The sequence below is a fragment of the Winogradskya humida genome (genome assembly GCF_016862215.1).
Classification (GTDB): domain Bacteria; phylum Actinomycetota; class Actinomycetes; order Mycobacteriales; family Micromonosporaceae; genus Actinoplanes; species Actinoplanes humidus.
In genome coordinates this window covers 224,813-239,566 of sequence record NZ_BOMN01000041.1, presented here as the reverse complement: position 1 = coordinate 239,566, position 14,754 = coordinate 224,813, and the positions used below count along the sequence as shown (strand labels likewise).

At 70.2% G+C, this 14,754-nt stretch carries 17 protein-coding genes; 7 read left to right on the top strand and 10 right to left on the bottom strand.

All coding sequences use genetic code 11. The features are described from left to right. Complete coding sequence (locus Ahu01nite_RS18390) at positions 1-612, top strand: Clp protease N-terminal domain-containing protein (RefSeq protein WP_203837759.1); 612 nt, start codon at positions 1-3, stop codon at positions 610-612. A gap of 28 nt (positions 613-640) precedes the next feature. Then, the gene (locus tag Ahu01nite_RS18385) at positions 641-1,204 is read left to right on the top strand and encodes a suppressor of fused domain protein (protein WP_203837758.1); all 564 of its coding nucleotides are present in this window, start codon (positions 641-643) and stop codon (positions 1,202-1,204) included. Between the two features lie 165 nt (positions 1,205-1,369). Here the strand turns inward: Ahu01nite_RS18385 and Ahu01nite_RS18380 are convergent, their stop codons facing one another. The 4 genes from Ahu01nite_RS18380 to Ahu01nite_RS18365 all read right to left on the bottom strand — a co-directional run bounded on the left by Ahu01nite_RS18380 (position 1,370) and on the right by Ahu01nite_RS18365 (position 4,697). Beyond that, the gene (locus Ahu01nite_RS18380) at positions 1,370-2,341 is read right to left on the bottom strand and encodes a pirin family protein (protein ID WP_203837757.1); all 972 of its coding nucleotides are present in this window, start codon (positions 2,339-2,341) and stop codon (positions 1,370-1,372) included. Further along, positions 2,341-2,820 (bottom strand): MarR family winged helix-turn-helix transcriptional regulator, encoded by a 480-nt coding sequence (locus tag Ahu01nite_RS18375; RefSeq protein WP_203837756.1) that lies wholly within the window; start codon positions 2,818-2,820, stop codon positions 2,341-2,343. The genes Ahu01nite_RS18380 and Ahu01nite_RS18375 overlap by 1 nt, the downstream gene beginning before the upstream one ends. 132 nt (positions 2,821-2,952) lie before the next feature. After that, the gene (locus tag Ahu01nite_RS18370; protein WP_203837755.1) at positions 2,953-4,095 is read right to left on the bottom strand and encodes an MFS transporter; all 1,143 of its coding nucleotides are present in this window, start codon (positions 4,093-4,095) and stop codon (positions 2,953-2,955) included. Continuing rightward, a complete protein-coding gene (locus Ahu01nite_RS18365; RefSeq protein ID WP_203837754.1) occupies positions 4,092-4,697 on the bottom strand; it encodes an HAD-IA family hydrolase in 606 nt (201 codons plus the stop codon). Before Ahu01nite_RS18365 ends, Ahu01nite_RS18370 begins: the two co-directional genes overlap by 4 nt. A 61-nt stretch (positions 4,698-4,758) precedes the next feature. Here Ahu01nite_RS18365 and Ahu01nite_RS18360 point away from each other — a divergent pair, with 61 nt between their 5' ends. Then, entirely contained in the window at positions 4,759-5,979 is a 1,221-nt protein-coding gene (locus Ahu01nite_RS18360; protein ID WP_239158939.1) for an ROK family protein, read from the top strand. Between the two features lie 8 nt (positions 5,980-5,987). Here Ahu01nite_RS18360 and Ahu01nite_RS18355 read toward each other — a convergent pair whose 3' ends face one another. Then, complete coding sequence (locus Ahu01nite_RS18355; RefSeq protein ID WP_203837753.1) at positions 5,988-6,647, bottom strand: nucleotidyltransferase domain-containing protein; 660 nt, start codon at positions 6,645-6,647, stop codon at positions 5,988-5,990. Between the two features lie 17 nt (positions 6,648-6,664). Between Ahu01nite_RS18355 and Ahu01nite_RS18350 the strand changes: the two genes are divergently transcribed. Then, positions 6,665-7,204: a GNAT family N-acetyltransferase gene (locus Ahu01nite_RS18350; RefSeq protein ID WP_203837752.1), complete on the top strand. Its 540-nt coding sequence runs from the start codon at positions 6,665-6,667 to the stop codon at positions 7,202-7,204. Positions 7,205-7,232: 28 nt separating this feature from the next. Here Ahu01nite_RS18350 and Ahu01nite_RS18345 read toward each other — a convergent pair whose 3' ends face one another. After that, entirely contained in the window at positions 7,233-7,649 is a 417-nt protein-coding gene (locus Ahu01nite_RS18345) for a hypothetical protein (RefSeq protein ID WP_203837751.1), read from the bottom strand. Positions 7,650-7,694: 45 nt separating this feature from the next. On the opposite strand from Ahu01nite_RS18345, the gene Ahu01nite_RS18340 reads away from it, so the two are divergent. Then, positions 7,695-8,036 carry a GNAT family N-acetyltransferase gene (locus Ahu01nite_RS18340; protein ID WP_203837750.1) on the top strand — a complete coding sequence of 114 codons (342 nt, stop codon included), beginning with the start codon at positions 7,695-7,697 and terminating at the stop codon, positions 8,034-8,036. Positions 8,037-8,039: 3 nt separating this feature from the next. On the opposite strand, the gene Ahu01nite_RS18335 is transcribed toward Ahu01nite_RS18340, so the two are convergent. The 3 genes from Ahu01nite_RS18335 to Ahu01nite_RS18325 form a co-directional block, all read right to left on the bottom strand. Further along, positions 8,040-8,684 (bottom strand): response regulator transcription factor, encoded by a 645-nt coding sequence (locus tag Ahu01nite_RS18335; protein ID WP_203837749.1) that lies wholly within the window; start codon positions 8,682-8,684, stop codon positions 8,040-8,042. Continuing rightward, positions 8,681-10,030 (bottom strand): sensor histidine kinase, encoded by a 1,350-nt coding sequence (locus tag Ahu01nite_RS18330; RefSeq protein ID WP_203837748.1) that lies wholly within the window; start codon positions 10,028-10,030, stop codon positions 8,681-8,683. The genes Ahu01nite_RS18335 and Ahu01nite_RS18330 overlap by 4 nt, the downstream gene beginning before the upstream one ends. Before the next feature lie 97 nt (positions 10,031-10,127). Next, positions 10,128-11,705: a phospholipase D family protein gene (locus Ahu01nite_RS18325; protein ID WP_203837747.1), complete on the bottom strand. Its 1,578-nt coding sequence runs from the start codon at positions 11,703-11,705 to the stop codon at positions 10,128-10,130. Between the two features lie 323 nt (positions 11,706-12,028). Between Ahu01nite_RS18325 and Ahu01nite_RS18320 the strand changes: the two genes are divergently transcribed. Further along, positions 12,029-13,240 carry a hypothetical protein gene (locus Ahu01nite_RS18320; RefSeq protein ID WP_203837746.1) on the top strand — a complete coding sequence of 404 codons (1,212 nt, stop codon included), beginning with the start codon at positions 12,029-12,031 and terminating at the stop codon, positions 13,238-13,240. Between the two features lie 53 nt (positions 13,241-13,293). After that, on the top strand, positions 13,294-13,950 hold the full coding sequence (locus Ahu01nite_RS18315; RefSeq protein WP_203837745.1) for a DUF4241 domain-containing protein: 657 nt from the start codon (positions 13,294-13,296) through the stop codon (positions 13,948-13,950). A gap of 6 nt (positions 13,951-13,956) precedes the next feature. Here Ahu01nite_RS18315 and Ahu01nite_RS18310 read toward each other — a convergent pair whose 3' ends face one another. Continuing rightward, positions 13,957-14,739 (bottom strand): transglutaminase-like domain-containing protein, encoded by a 783-nt coding sequence (locus Ahu01nite_RS18310; protein WP_203837744.1) that lies wholly within the window; start codon positions 14,737-14,739, stop codon positions 13,957-13,959. Positions 14,740-14,754 lie beyond the last annotated feature (15 nt).

Sequence of the window (14,754 nt, the reverse complement as noted above, 5' to 3'; positions counted from 1 at the left end):
ATGTTCGAACGATTCACCCACGCCGCCCGCGACGCGGTCGTCCGCGCCAAGGCCGAGGCCCAGGAGCTGCACCAGGCCCCGGTCGGCACCGAACACCTGCTACTGGCCCTGCTCGCGGACGAGACCGGCCCGGCAGCCACCGCCCCGGCCCTGACCAGCAAGGGAGTCGACGCCCACTACCTACGGTCCGAAATCATCCGGCGGGTCGGCACCGGCTCAGCCTCCCTGGACCCGTCAGCCGACCGGGACGCCGCGGACCGGGAAGCGCTCAAGGCGATCGGCATCGACCTCGACGCGGTCCGGCGCACCATCGAGGAGAACTTCGGACCGGGCGCATTCCACCTGGCGCCACCGGCCCCGAAACGCCGAGGACTGCTGCGCCGCCGCTCCCCACGCAGCACCTCGTTCTCACCACGCAACAAGAAGGTGCTGGAGTTGTCGCTGCGCGAGGCCCTGCGCCTCAAGCACAACTACATCGCCCCGGAGCACATCCTGCTGGGCCTGATCCGCGAGGGAAACGGACTCGCCGTGCAGATCCTCACGGAACGCGGCGTCGACCTGGACCAGCTGCGCGCCGAGGCCACCCACTCGCTCAACGCCGAGGCCGCCTGAGGATCCCCGCTCTGGAATGATTCGCCGGGTGGCTGACCTGATCGAACACCTGGAATCCCATCTCGGCCGGATGACGGGCGGCAGCCAGGGCGACGAGGAGACACCTCCGGGCGTACACATCGCGTTCTTCGGTCCTGACCCGAGCCTGCGCGGAGCGACCACTCTGACCACCGTGGGTCTCTCCCGGCGTCACCTGACGCTGCCCAGTGGCGAGGCCTGGCATCAGGAGCTCCTGATGCACGTCCCACCCGGCGACTTCCCCCCGCGAGCAGCGGGTCTGCTGTTCCAGCTCGCCGGCGAAATGGTCACCCGCGGCTCGGGTCTGCAACACGGACAGGTGATCGGCCCGCGCGGGCCGCTGTTTCCCGGAGCCCGCACCACCGCGATGGTCGCGGCCAGCCCGCGATACCTTCCGGAGGAATTCTCGGTCTGCCACACCGCCGAGACACCGATCGTGCTGACCTGGCTGATCCCGATCACCACCGCGGAGGCCGCGCTCATCCGGGAGCGCGGCTGGCCGGCCCTCGCCCGGGCCTTCGCCACCGAAGACCCGGACCTCACCGACCCCGCCCGCCCCGACGTGGTGTTCTGACTCGGGGCGTATCTGATGGATCACGGCGAGTCTGCGGCGAGGTCCAGGTTTCGTGTCGCAAGTGTGACGAAGGGGTGAATACAAAACCGGTATTCACCCCTTCGTCACGCGCCGCGAGACGGAAGCTGGGCCCGGCGCAGGCCGTCGTGATCCATCAGATACGCCCTAGTTGGTGTGCGGCAGCCGGCCGGCGGGGATGACGCCGAGGCGGCCCTTCTGGAAGTCCTCGAAGGCCTGCTTGAGCTCTTCCTGGGTGTTCATGACGAACGGGCCGTAGTGGGCGACCGGCTCGCGGATCGGGCGGCCGCCCATGATGAAGAGCTCCATCGCCGGGATGTTGGTGTCCTGGGTCGCGGCGGCGTTGACCCGGATCGCGTCGCCGGCCGAGTGGGCGGCGAGCTGGCCGATCTGGATCGGGCGCTTCTCCACGCCGACCGTGCCGCGGCCGGCGAGGACGTAGACCAGGGCGTTGTAGTCGGGCTGCCACGGGAGGTCGAGCTGGGCACCCGGCTGCAGCGTCACGTGGGCCAGGTTGATCGGGGTGAAGGTCGAGCCGGGGCCCGCGTGACCGCCCACCTCACCGGCGATGACCCGGATCAGGCTGCCGCCGTCGGCCGTGGTCAGCAGGGCCGACTCCTTGCCACGGATGTCCTGGTATTTCGGGGCGATCATCTTCGCCGCGCGGGGCAGGTTGACCCAGAGCTGCAGGCCGTGGAAAAGGCCACCCGTGGTGACGAGCTGCTCCGGCGGGGCCTCGATGTGCAGGATGCCGCTGGCCGCGGTCATCCACTGGGTGTCACCGTTGGTGATGCTGCCGCCGCCACCGAGGGAATCCTGGTGGTCCATCGTGCCGTCGATCATGTAGGTCACGGTCTCGAAGCCACGGTGGGGGTGCCACGGCGTCCCCTTCGGCTCACCCGGCGCATAGTCCACCTCACCCATCTGGTCCAGGTGGATGAAGGGGTCCAGCTCATTCATGGGTACGCCGGCAAAGGCACGGCGGACCGGGAAACCCTCGCCCTCGTAGCCGCTGGGGGCCGTGGTCAGGCGCCGGACCGCGCGATAAGTGGTGGTGGCAGGGTCGAGCTGCGGCAGGCGCGGCAGCACGAGGACGTCGTCGACGGTGATCGCGGGCATCAGCGTTTCCCTTGCGTGAGAAGTGGGGTGGCGGGGCGCAGTCGGGGGCCGAGACGGCTGAAGACAGCGGTCAGGGTGGCGATCTCGTGGTCGTCGAGGTCGTCGACGAAGCTGTCGCGGACGGTGGCGAGGTGCAGCGGCGCGGCCTTTTCGAGGGCGGCGAGACCGTCGGCGGTCAGTACTGCTTCCTGACCGCGGCCGTCGTCGGGACAACTCTGTTTGCGGACCAGACCGCGTTTGACCATCTGCGCGATCTGGTAGGTCACGCGGCTCGGCGAGAACACCATCCGGCCGGCGAGCTCGCCCATGCGCAGGCGCTGCCCCGGCGATTCCGAGAGCACCACCAGCACGTGATAGTCCGGCATGCTCAGCCCGGTCGCCGCGCGCAGCTCGTCCTCGAGCCGGGTCTGCAGCGCCCAGGAGCTGTCGATGTAGGCGCGCCACATCGCTTGCTGACGGGCGTCCAGCGGTTCGGCCATGACAGAGACAGTAACTCCTTCAAATCTGAAATACTAGGGCGCGGGTCACTGCCCAGCTCTGGGCTGGGCCGGTGCGGTGCGGCGCGGCCGGCGCGGGGCGGCCGGCGCGGGGCGGCCGGCGCGGGGCGGTGGTTAGTCGCGGCGGCGGAGGGTGAGGAGGGCGGCGAGGAGGGGGAGGGTGATGAGGTAGGCGAGGCGCAGGTCCAGGATGTTGGCGAGGCGGGCGAGGGCTACTGGGGCGGCCACGATGGCCGCACCTGAAGCGAGGGCTCCCAGGGATGCGGCGTGCCTGCCGCTCAGGCCCGGAGTCGCGACCAAGGTGGCGAGCGTGACCGGGTAGAGCGTCGCCACCCCCAGGCCGGCTACCACCAGGCCCGCGGTCACCACCGCCGGGTGACCGGAAGCGACCACCAGGACCGCTCCCGCCGCCGTCACCAAGGATGCGAGGGGAACCATGCCGGTCAGCGGAATCGGGACGCCCCCGCGGCGCACCGGGAGCACGCCCAGGAGCAGCGGCGCAACGGCTCGGCCCAGTGCCATGCCGATCGGGAAGGCCGTGCCCAGCAGGGCGGCGCGGGACACGGGTAGTCCGGTTCCGGCCAGCCGCGCGACGGCCCAGATCGTGAAGCAGAATTCCACCGAGACGGCCAGGACCATCACGGTCCAGCGCCGTCCCGTAACGCTCAGCGCGGGACGCGACACCGGCGAGGACCCGACGGGCGCGCCAGGGCGGGCAGTCAGGGCCAGAAACAGCAGCAACGGTACGCCGGCCAGCAGCGCGATCCGCCCGTTCACCAGCCCGGTAGCGTCCACGCCGCCGATGAGAGCGGGCGCGAGCACCGCGGCGGCACTCCCCACGGCGGTGGCCCTGGAGAGCTGGGACGTCGTACCGGCCCCGGCCAGCAGGGCGGGTGTGACCAGCACGAAAGCCGCGCCGCCCACGCCGAGCAGCAGGGCACCCGCGACCACCAGGGGCATCGCGGAGGAGAGCGCCAGCAGCGTCAGGCCGGCCGCGAGGGCCAGTGATCCCGTCACCAGGGCAAGGCGCGGGCCATGACGCAGCAGGTACGGCCCGGCGGGAGCCGTCGCCAGGAGGCCGAACCCGAACGTGGCAGGTAACCAGGCCAGACTTTCCGGGGCCACGCCGAGGTCCCCGGCGAGCAGGACGAGGCACGCGCCGAGCCCGGTGATGCCGAAACCGAGCACGCCCTGCGCAATGCCGGCCTGCATGACCGGCGACAGCCCGCGCGGGCGGAGGGTCCCGATCGTGGTCATGGGGCGAGCAGCGGGGCGAGTTCGGCCAGGCTGGTGATGCGCAGGTCGCCGTCGACGCCCTTGAGCGCGGCCACGATCGCGCCCGCGGCCCGGCCCGCTGTCACGCCGACCTCGGCGTCCTCGACCACGAGGCACCGGGCGGGTGCCACACCGAGGAGCTCGGCGCCGCGCAGATAGCCCTCCGGGTCCGGCTTGCCCACCCGGATGTCGTCCACCGTGACCAGGACCGGGACCTCGATGCCGGCCGCACCCAGGCGCGCCTTCGCCAGGCGGACGTCGGCGCTGGTCACGACCGCCCACGGAAGGGTGAGCCCGGCCAGCAGGTCGTGGGCGCCCGGGGTGGCGACGACGTCGGACAGATCGTCGTACTGCAGCTCCAGCTGGCGGTCGGCGGCGGCTCTGACCTGCGGTTCGGTCAGGTCGGGCCGCACGATCCGGACCGTACGCCCAGCCGGCGCGCCGTGCGAGACCGCCATGACGGCGGCGGGGTCGACGCCGTACTCTCCGGCCCACACCGTCCAGGCGCGCTCGACGGCGGCGTCCGAGTCGACCAGGGTGCCGTCCATGTCGAAGAGCACTGCCCGGATGGCGCTGAGGTCCACGGTTCCTCCAATATTCTCGTTGCACGAGGATATCTTCAGGATAGGCGTGAAGGCGGTGGTCATGGCAAGTTCCGGCAGATTGACAGCGGGTGAAGCCCGGTGGCACACGGCCGCCCAGATCCTCACCTGGGTACGCGCCCACCCCGGCGGCACCCGCGCCGAACTCACCCAGGACCTGCGGCTCAACAGCGGACTGGCCACCGAGATCACCGCCCGGCTGCGAGCGATGCGACTGCTCGAGGAGACGCCCGCGCCCCGGGCCACGGGGCAGCGCGGCCGGCCCACGACCGTGCTCGGCGCCCACCCCGAGGGGCCGGTGCTGCTGGCCGTTGATCTGCGCACCGCGGAGTGGCGCTCAGCGGTGGTCACGCTCGACGGGCAGCTCACCGAGACGGCGAGCGTCCGGCACGGGTCACGGTCGCCGCGGGCGGTGCTGGCGGCGATCCGGGGGCGGGTGGACGCGGTGCTCCGGGCGTACGGAAATCGGGTCCGGGGTGTGTCTCTGGCCGTCGCGGGCACGGTGCATGAGGGGCGGCTCGTGCAGTCCGCCACGCTGGGCTGGCGTGATGTTGATCTGGGCCTGGTTGCCGGTGACGTGCCGCTGCTGCTCGGCAACGACGCGACACTGGCCGGGGTCGCCGAGGCACGCACCGGGGCGTCGGTCGGGGCGTCGACGGCGCTGCACCTGATGGTTGTCGTGGGGATCGGCGGGACGGTCACGGTGGACGGGCGGCCTGCCACGGGATCGCACGGGGCGGCGGGAGAGTACGGGCATCAGCCGTACGGTGACCGGAGCTTGATCTGTCCTTGCGGGGCCCGGGGGTGCTGGGACCTGGAGGTGGACGGGCGTGCCCTCGCCCGGCATCTCGGGGTGGCCGAGCCGCAGGACCCGGCGGCGTTCCTCCGGGATCACCTCGGAGGGGGCGCGGCTGTTGCGGCGGGCGATGCGGTTGCGGCGGGGCCGGCCGATGCGGCGGGGCCGGCGGTTGCCAGGGTTGCGGCGGCGCTGGGTGGCGGGGTGGGGGCGCTGGTCAACGTGCATGATCCGGCGACCGTGACGCTCGGCGGGCTGGCACCGCTGCTGCGGCGGGCGGCGCCGGACGCCTTCGAGCAGGCTTATCTCGACGGGCTGATGGCGTTCCACAAGGGACGGCCGCCCGCGGTGGTCGATGCCGTGCACGGGGACGACGGGCCGCTGCAGGGGGCCGCGGTGCTGGGCCTCGACGAGATCACCAGCGAGGCCGCCCTGGCAGCATGGGCCACGCTTCCGCTACCTCAGTAGCCCTTCGGTTATCTCAGTAGTGCGAGGTCGTCACCCCAGGCGTCGAGGATGTCGCCGTGGCCCTGGTCGCGGGCCAGGGCTTCCACCGCGGGGAAGAATGACGCCGGGTTCGCCACTGCGCGTTCCGGCAGGGTGGTGGCGTCCCATGGCGGGTCGAGCGGGTAGGTCTCCAGTTCCCAGCGCAGGTATTTGTTGTACGGGCGGACGCGGCCGTGCAGTGCGAACACGGTCAGCAGCAGCCACGACACGCTTTCCGCCTCGTCCAGGCGGGCGGCCACGTGCTCGTTGTCGCGGCGGCTTTTCGCGGCGCGGTAGAGGAAGTTCACGTAGCCGTCCAGGCCTTCTCGGGACCAGGCGACTGCTTCCTGGGGCGTGGGGGTCGCCTGGCGGTGTACGAGGTCGGTGATCTGACCGGCACGGCGGTCGACGAGGGTTTTCGCGCCGCGGAATGCGTACCGCTGCCAGATGTCTGAAGTGTCCGCGAGGTCTTCGATGGTCACCACCGCGACGTCCAGGGTTGCGGTGCGTCGCGCGTAGTGCGCCGGGCCGATCATGACCAGGTCGCGGTCGGAGTGGACGGTGGCCGTGCCGCGGGCGTGCGAGCCGGTGAGGATCAGGCCCTCGACGGCGGGATCGGCGGCGAGCTGCTCGATTTCGGCGGAGGTCATTGGGTCATAATCCGACGGTGGAACTCAGAACCCAACGACTTTTACTGCGCGCGTTCCGAGCCGGCGACCATGACGCCGTGCACGCGTTCGCGTCCGACCCGGAGATCGTACGGTGGATGGACTGGGGGCCGAACACCCCCGAGGAGACCAGCATCTTCCTCGGGCTGGCGTTGCTGTCCGAGACCGAGCGGCCGCGGCGGGCATACCGTTTCGCGGTGGTCCGGGCCGCCGACGACGCCCTGATCGGCTCGGCGGAACTCCACATCGAGAGCCCGGAGAACAAGCGCGCCACGATGGGCTATCTGATCGCCGGGCCGGCCCAGGGCCACGGGTACGCCACCGAAGCCGGACAGGCCCTGATCAGCCTCGCCTTCGACGAACTGGGCCTGCACCGGGTCACCGCTACATGCGACCCGTCGAACGCCGGTTCCGCGGCAGTGCTGCGCAAGATCGGCATGACGCAGGAGGGGCACCTGCACGACCATTTCCTGATCCGCGGCTCCTGGCGCGACCGGCTGCTCTTCGCGGTCCTGAATACCCAGGCCCGCGTCTCTTAAGGCCCGCGTTTCTTAAGGCCCGCGGCTCTCAGGCCCGGTAGTAGATCTTGGCCTGGTACCCCGCCCGGGTCGGGTGCCATCCGATGTCGTCCACGTCGATGATCTCCGGCCGCCCGGCCAGCCACGACGCGGCCATCTGCAACGCCTCCGCCGGTGTCGCCCCGGTGACGGTCATCCGCAGCACCTCACGCTCCGCAGCCGCGGGCGCCCGTCGCGTCTCCGCCATCAGCATCGGCTCCGGCCCGCTCACCACCGCGGTCGGCCCCACCGCCTGCCCGTCGAGCACACCCTGCACAAACCAGTCGTTGATCGTCTCGTCATGCTCAACGGCCCACCCACTGATCTGCCCGACATCACTGGCAATCGCATGCTTCGCGTTGTCCAGCGCAGAATCCAGGGTGGCGACCTCAAGGTCCTCGCCGTTGTACTCAACCCGGTACGTCATGGCGACCCGGTTACCCACTTTCGCCGACGGGTAGGCCTCCCGAGCATGATCACCCCAGCTCACCCCACCGACGTCCCACGCCTCCTGCAGATCCGCCACGCCGCGTTCTCGGCACAAGCACCCACCGCCTACTCCCCCGGCGAGGTGGCGACCCTTCTCGCCGACGTCGACCCGGCCTTCACCCGCCAGGGCATCGGCTCAGCCTTACTGCATTGGACCGAGCACGATTTCAGTACGCGCACAGCCCACTCGACGATCTACGCCGGAGTCGCCATGCACGCCCGCGACTTCTACCTCGCCAACGGATATGTGCTGGACCGGCAGGCGGTCGCCTGGGACGGCAGCGCCTACCTGCAGATGAGCAAGCCCCTGCGGCAGCACGGCTGACGGTCAGGCGCGGAGGTAGCGGAGGACGGCCAGGACTCGGCGGTTGGCCTGGTCGGTGGGTGGGAGGTTGAGCTTGGTGAGGATGTTGCCGACGTGTTTGGTGATGGCGGCTTCGGTGATGAAGAGGCGGGTGGCGATCGCCGAGTTGGAGTGGCCCTCGGCTACCAGGGAGAGGACTTCGCGTTCCCGGGTGGAGAGGGTGGTCAGCGGGTCCGGGGGGCGGTGCAGGAGGCGGCGGACCACTTCGGGGTCGATGACTGTGGCGCCGGCGGTTACTGATTGCAGGGATTTGGCGAAGTCCTGGACGTCGGCTACCCGGTCTTTGAGTAGGTAGCCGACTGCTCGGCCGTCGCCCGTGCTGAGCAGGGTGGTGGCGTAGTCGGCCTGGACGTATTGGCTGAGGACCACGATGGGGAGGTCCGGGCGGAGCCGGCGGAGGGCCACGGCTGCTTGGAGGCCCTCGTCGCGGAATGTCGGGGGCATGCGGATGTCCGTGATGACCAGGTCGGGGTGGTGTTCGGCAACCACGGCGACCAGCTCTTCGGCGTCGCTGACGGCTGCCACCACGTCGAAGCCGAAGCGGGCGAGGACGCTGACCAGGCCTTCGCGGAGCAGGACGCCGTCCTCCGCGAGGACTACGCGGGTCACGGGCGCCCGGCCGCGGGAAGTGACGCAGCCGGCGCGGGTGCGGGGATCAGCGGGAGTTCGATGCGTAACAGGGTGGGACCGTCCTGAGGGCTGGAGAGGAGGAGGCGGCCACCGGATGCGGCTACGCGGTCGGCGAGACCGGTCAGGCCTGTTCCCCGGGTGGGGTCTGCTCCGCCTTGGCCGTCGTCGCGGATTTCGAGGATGAGGGTTTCGCCGGCTCGGGCGAGGAGGATGTCGGCCCGGGTGGCTTCGGCGTGTTTGACGATGTTGGCGAGGGCTTCGGAGGCGGCGAAGTAGGCGGTGCCCTCGGTCTGCTCGGCGGGGCGGGGGACGCCGTCCGCGACGGTGACCGCGACCGGGAGGGGGGAACGGCCGGCCAGTTCGCGCAGGGCTGCAGGGAGCCCGAGGTCGGTCAGGGCCTGGGGGCGGATGCCGTAGATCAGGTCGCGCAGGACGACCATCAGGTCCTTGGCCTGGTCGTGGGCGCGGGTGAGCGGCTCGGCGGCGGGTGAGTCGGGTGCGACGTCCAGGCGGGCCATGCCGAGTTGCAGGGTGAGGCTGGTCAGACGGTGCTGGGCGCCGTCGTGGAGGTCTCGTTCGATGCGGCGGCGTTCCAGGTCGAAGGCGTCGGCGAGGCGGGCGCGGGACTGGGCCACCTGGTGCAGCTCGAGACCGGTGCGGTCGCCGAGCAGGGCCCGGGCCGCGAAGGCCTGGCCGGTGGCGAGCAGGCCGGCCAGGTAGCCGAACACCGGCACCATCAGCACTCCGGCCAGGAACAGCGGGATCGCCTGGGCGGGAGTGCGGACCTCGAACGCGCCGATCGTCCAGAAGGCCGATCCGCCGTTCACGAAGAACGGGCCGAGCAGCAGGGCCACCTCGATGATGATCAGGAAACCGGCTATCGCGTACGCGGCCGGCACCACCGTCGCGAGGAACAGTGCGTAGAGCAGCTCGCGCCAGGTGGCCGGTTCGGAGTAACGGGTGCGGAGCCAGGAGACGAGGTCCGCGGGGGACGGCGGGTGCGGGGACGGCAGGGGGCGAGTGTCCATCAGGGACAGCCGGGCGCGCTCGACCACGCCGAGCGGCACGGCCACGAGGGGACCGAGGACGAGCAGCAGCGCCAGCGACACGATCATGAGGAACAGCACGGGACCGTCCGGCGCTGCGCCGCGGCTCAGGCTGGACATGGCCGCCAGGTAGGGCAGCGCCAGCACGCCCGCCGCGATGGCGACCGGGATGGCGAACGGCAGCGTCGAGAACAGGTAGAAGAGTGCCCGCCAGGGACCGCCGGTGAGCAGGTAGCGGCGATCCAGGAGGGCCCGCGTCGGAGCTTGGGTGGTAGGCACGGAGTCACGTTATTGCTGGCCGGGCGGGGCGAGCCAGCCTCCTGGGTCTACAGCGGGGGTATACCTGGGTCTACCTTCAAGCCGCCGACGACGATGGTTACCAGTCGCCGGCCCGGCGAGCGCGCCAGGACCGGCCGTCCGGGTCATACATGAGACGGTACGCAGGCTTCGCCCAGAACCGCTGGAACCACGGAAGACGCTCGGGCTTGTGGGGCATCAACCGGCCCGGAGGACGGGGTCCCCGCTCGCCGTTCGCGTGCCACTCGCTGAGTTTGCCGGCGATCGCGTTCACTGTGCGCACGGCGGAATCGGGGTCCAGAAGGTCCTCGTCCTCGGACAGGTCGAGGTGCTCGCGCAGCAGCGACAACCGCAGGTGCCGCGCGTAAGCGCGGGCCTGGTCACCCAGGCCCGCCGGGTCGGCCGGCTCCCGCTCGTCGCGGGTCTCGTCGAGGACCGCGCAGGAGAGCTCGCTGTCGTGCGTCCAGGATCGGCGGTTGAAGTTGTCGCTGCCCACGCTGGCCCACACGTCGTCGATCACGCAGACCTTGGCGTGCACGTAGACCGGCGTGCTCGCGTGGTTCTCCACGTCGAAAATGTGGACGCGGTCCGGCGCGGCGCTGCGGCACAGCTCGATGGCTTCCTCGCGGCCGATCTGGTTGGGCGGCAGCGCGAAGCGCCCGTCCACATCGGGGTGCCGGGGCACCACCGCGATCAGGTTGAGCTCGGGGTTGTCGGTGAGCGCCTCGGCGAACAGCTGGGCGACCTCGGTCGACCACAGATACTGGTCCTCGAGGTAGATCAGCCGACGTGCCCGTTTAATGGCTTTTGTATAGCCCCGGGCGATGCTCTGCTCCCCCAGGCTCGCGAAGCTGTAGGCCGGCCGCATCGCCGGATATGTCCGCAGGACCTGGATGTTGTGCGAGCCGGCGCGGGGCGGGTCGGCGGGCTGCGGCGGCAGCCGGTCGGCGCGGAGATCGGCGTGCCGGAGCTTGTCCGCGATCGTGGAGATCGGGCCGTGCTGGTCCAGCGGGGCCGGGTCGTTCCACCGCTCCCGGAAGGAAAGATCAAGAGCGCCGACGACCGGTCCGCGCAGGGCCAGCTGCACGTCGTGCCAGGGCGGATTCTTACCGTACGCCGAGGCCATCGCGATCGGCTGCGGGTCGCCGTGGTGCCGCTCGTCGTCGCGCCGGCTGTGACACAGGTCGATGCCGCCCGCGAACGCGATGTCGCGCTCGGGTTCGCCGGGGTGCCGGAGGATCACGACCTTCTGATGGTGCGAACCTCCCCTGCGTACCCTCTGATCGAGCAGGACCTCGCCACCCGCGGCCGCGATGTCCTCGCTAAGGTCCCGGTTTTCTTCCTCGCTGTAGGCGAGTTTGTCGATGTGCGAACGCCAGAGCAGGCCCTTGACCACCACGCCACGCTTGGCCGCCGCCGCGAAGAGCTCCGCGATGGTCGGGCCGTCATCACGCAGGCGCTCGTCCGGGTCGCCACGCCAGTCGGTGAAGAAGAGGTGGTCGCCGTCACCAAGCTGTTCGACCTCGTTCACCAACCGGTCGAAATAGTTTCTTCCGTGGAAAAGCGGCTCGGCGGTGTTTCCCTCGCACCAGGTGGGTATCTCGGAGTCCGGGTTGCCCCGCTCCTGCGTGGTCAGAAACCAGTCCTCCAGTTGCACCGGGCAGCCCTTCGAGGTCGACGACGCCCTCAACGCTAGGCCCCCCGGCACCCGCACGCACCCCCAAGCCCGCCATCGCGTCGAAGGACACATCCCATGAGCGCTGAGCCGATGACCACGACCGCCCCCGCCACCGACTCCTCCGAGCGTGGCCTGCTGCTCGGCCTGCTGATGCTCGTCCTGCTCGGCGTCGCGGCCATGCTGTTCATGGGCTGACCCAGGGTCCAGTTTGTCGCGTTGCATGCACGCGCTCACTTTGCGTCCCCACTTTGTGACGGAAAGCGGGCAGCGGGATCCGGCAGTGCTCATTCATACTTTTCGGTATGACGGGGGAGCCGGGATACATCAGCGCAACCATTGAAATTCCACCGGCGGAAGCAGCGGCCGGCACGGTCAGATCACTCTGGTCGCCCACCCACGGGCCGCTGCACATCACGGTGCCACCGGGTACGACCGACGGCGCGGTGCTGTGGGTCGACTCACCCAGCGGCAAGGTCGCAGTCACCGTACGGGTAACGCTGCCTTTCCCTGCCCCCGCACCCGTTTTCGCGGGGCCGCCTGTGGCCGTGCAGCGGTCCGGACGGCGTAACCAGCTCATAGGGCTCGGCGTCGCGGCGGTCCTCTTGGCCGGTTGCATCGGCGTCATCGGTGCCTTCTCCGGCGGGGACGACGACGAGGAACCGGTCGCCGACACCCTCATCGCGACGGGCACCACCACCGCGCCGGCGACCGTGCCGACCACGACGGCACCGAGCACCCCCGAGCAGTACGCCGCGCTGCTCACCGGCTCCGACAACGCCATCAAGGCGAGCTTCGGCAAGCTCAACACCAGCGACAACAAGGCGTTCGCGAAGGCCGCTCCGGCCGCGGCGGCCAGCATCCGCAACGAGGCCGGCAAGCTGCGCGCCAGCGAGCCACCGGCCGGTGCCGAAAGCGTCCACGAGGATCTCGCGCAGCAGCTAGAAAGCTTCGGCGACATCATCGAGGAGACCGCGGGCACCAAACAGGAATGCCCGGCCGCATCACCGTACGCGTCGGTGCTGCAATCGGGCTGGGCCGACGGCATCCGCGCCGACGTGAAGAAGCTGACCTCGGCCAACGGCAAGTACAGGTTCGGGACGTTCCTGCCGGCGGCGCCCAAGGACCAGAACCGCCGCCTCAGCAACGGCAAGTACGTCAAGCGGACCTCCACCGGCGGGCTCGGTCACCTGAAGATCGAGAACGGCGGGGACGACACCACAGTCTCGCTGGTCAAGGGCAAGAAGACGGTCTTCACGGTGTACGTCCGGGGCGGGAAGACCTACACCGCCAAGGGCATCAAGGACGGTACCTACCGCATCTACACGGCGACCGGCGCCGACTGGAACTCCGCGAAGAAGGGGTTCACGCGCGACTGCGGCTTCAGCAAGTTCGACGACACGTTCAAGTTCAGCACGACCTCGCGTACGTCCTCCATCTGGACGATCACGCTGACGCCGGTGGTCGGTGGCAATGCGACCACCAGCGACGTCGATCCGGATGCCTTTCCTCAGTAGGTCCGGGGCTGGGGTGGCGGTTTTTGTCGGTGGTCGGGGATAGCGTGCGGGGTATGGCTGTGGATATCGGTGAGCTGCTGGGGCGGCTCCTGAGCGAGGGCGCACGACACTCCGACGACACCCATGACTACCACCTCACGATGGTCCCGGTCGGCGATGTGACGCTGCCCACCGGACGCGTCGTGGCCTGCGATCCGCTGGTCTACGCCGGCGACTCGCCACCCTTCACCGTTCCCGTCACGCCGGGCCGCTACCCCCTGCGGGCCTGGGTCGCCGTGATCAGTTTCGGGCCACCCGGCAACCCGGTCGAGTCCGACAGACGCACGGCCGCCCTGCAGCTGGTCATCCGCGATCAACCCACGACCACGTGGGAGCCGGCCCGCCTGCCCGATCCCCCCGTCCCCGACCCGGCGAGCGTCGACGAGGACGGCTTCCCGGTCTATCCGGTCGACTCCGGCACCGGCACGTTCGCTGACGAGCAGGCCGTCACCGCCCTCGCGGGCTGGCCCTATGAGCGTCTCGAGGACGCCTACATCCCGGCCGTGATCGAGGCGGCACCCAGCCCTCTCGACGCGGTCACCCACGAGGCCAGCGGGGCCAACGTTCTGCTGGTCAGCACGGGATGGGGAGACGGCGCATACGCCACGTTCATCGGCCGCGGCGCCGACGGCGAGGTCACCAGCTTCGTCACCGACTTCCGCGTCCTGTGACCTCTTTCAGGGGAGTTCGACCAGGTCGGTGTGGTTGTCGTAAGGGAGGGAGCCGCCGGCCACCGCCGTGATCATCAGCTCGGGCAGCAGCAGATATCCGGAGATCGTGGTGGCGAACGCGGTGTCCGCGGCGTCGCGGCCGGTGGCGATGCGGATCAGGCTCTGCCGAGGGGCCAGGCGGGTCGAGTCCCAGACCGTCCAGCGACCCTGCACCGCGGCCTCCACCACGAGGTGGAAGTCCATCGGCGACAGGCCCGGGGCGTAGACAGCCGCCACGCGGGCCGGGATGTCCTTCGCGCGGCACAACGTCGCCATCAGGTGGGCGTAGTCGCGGCACACCCCGCGGCCGTCCATCAGCGTGTCGCTCGCGTCGGTGGACGGGCCGCTGCTGCCCACGACATAGTCGAGGTGGTCGTGGACCCAGGCCGCTATTGCGCGTACGGTATCCGCGGTATTGTCCTGATTAAATTGTTTCGCCGCGAAGCCACCGAGCCGATCGGACGGGCAGTAGCGGCTCGGACGCAGGGCGACGATGCGTTCCAGGTCGGTGACGTCCTCGGGCCGGGGCTGCTCGGCCGGCATCTCCGCGCTGTAGGTGACCGTGAGGATCCCCTTCGGAGCGTGCACGATGTGCTGACGCCCCCCGATCTCCGTCGTGGGCACGCGCCCCCCGTCGGTCGAGACCGTCAACGACTCGTTCCGGGGCTTCTGAGCGGCGATCTGCAACACGATCTCCGCGGGCTCGCTCACATCGAAACCGAGGGTGCAACCGACCTGCGAGGTATCCACCGCCCCACGTTATCC

What these genes read in the sequence shown, in the direction of transcription:
- Ahu01nite_RS18370 (WP_203837755.1), bottom strand. Translation starts at nt 4,095, where the DNA reads ATGACCACGATCGGGACCCTCCGCCCGCGCGGGCTGTCGCCGGTCATG.
- Ahu01nite_RS18340 (WP_203837750.1), top strand. Translation starts at nt 7,695, where the DNA reads ATGATCACCCCAGCTCACCCCACCGACGTCCCACGCCTCCTGCAGATC.
- Ahu01nite_RS18355 (WP_203837753.1), bottom strand. Translation starts at nt 6,647, where the DNA reads ATGACCTCCGCCGAAATCGAGCAGCTCGCCGCCGATCCCGCCGTCGAG.
- Ahu01nite_RS18390 (WP_203837759.1), top strand. Translation starts at nt 1, where the DNA reads ATGTTCGAACGATTCACCCACGCCGCCCGCGACGCGGTCGTCCGCGCC.
- Ahu01nite_RS18360 (WP_239158939.1), top strand. Translation starts at nt 4,759, where the DNA reads ATGGCAAGTTCCGGCAGATTGACAGCGGGTGAAGCCCGGTGGCACACG.
- Ahu01nite_RS18380 (WP_203837757.1), bottom strand. Translation starts at nt 2,341, where the DNA reads ATGCCCGCGATCACCGTCGACGACGTCCTCGTGCTGCCGCGCCTGCCG.
- Ahu01nite_RS18345 (WP_203837751.1), bottom strand. Translation starts at nt 7,649, where the DNA reads ATGACGTACCGGGTTGAGTACAACGGCGAGGACCTTGAGGTCGCCACC.
- Ahu01nite_RS18320 (WP_203837746.1), top strand. Translation starts at nt 12,029, where the DNA reads ATGACGGGGGAGCCGGGATACATCAGCGCAACCATTGAAATTCCACCG.
- Ahu01nite_RS18375 (WP_203837756.1), bottom strand. Translation starts at nt 2,820, where the DNA reads ATGGCCGAACCGCTGGACGCCCGTCAGCAAGCGATGTGGCGCGCCTAC.
- Ahu01nite_RS18315 (WP_203837745.1), top strand. Translation starts at nt 13,294, where the DNA reads ATGGCTGTGGATATCGGTGAGCTGCTGGGGCGGCTCCTGAGCGAGGGC.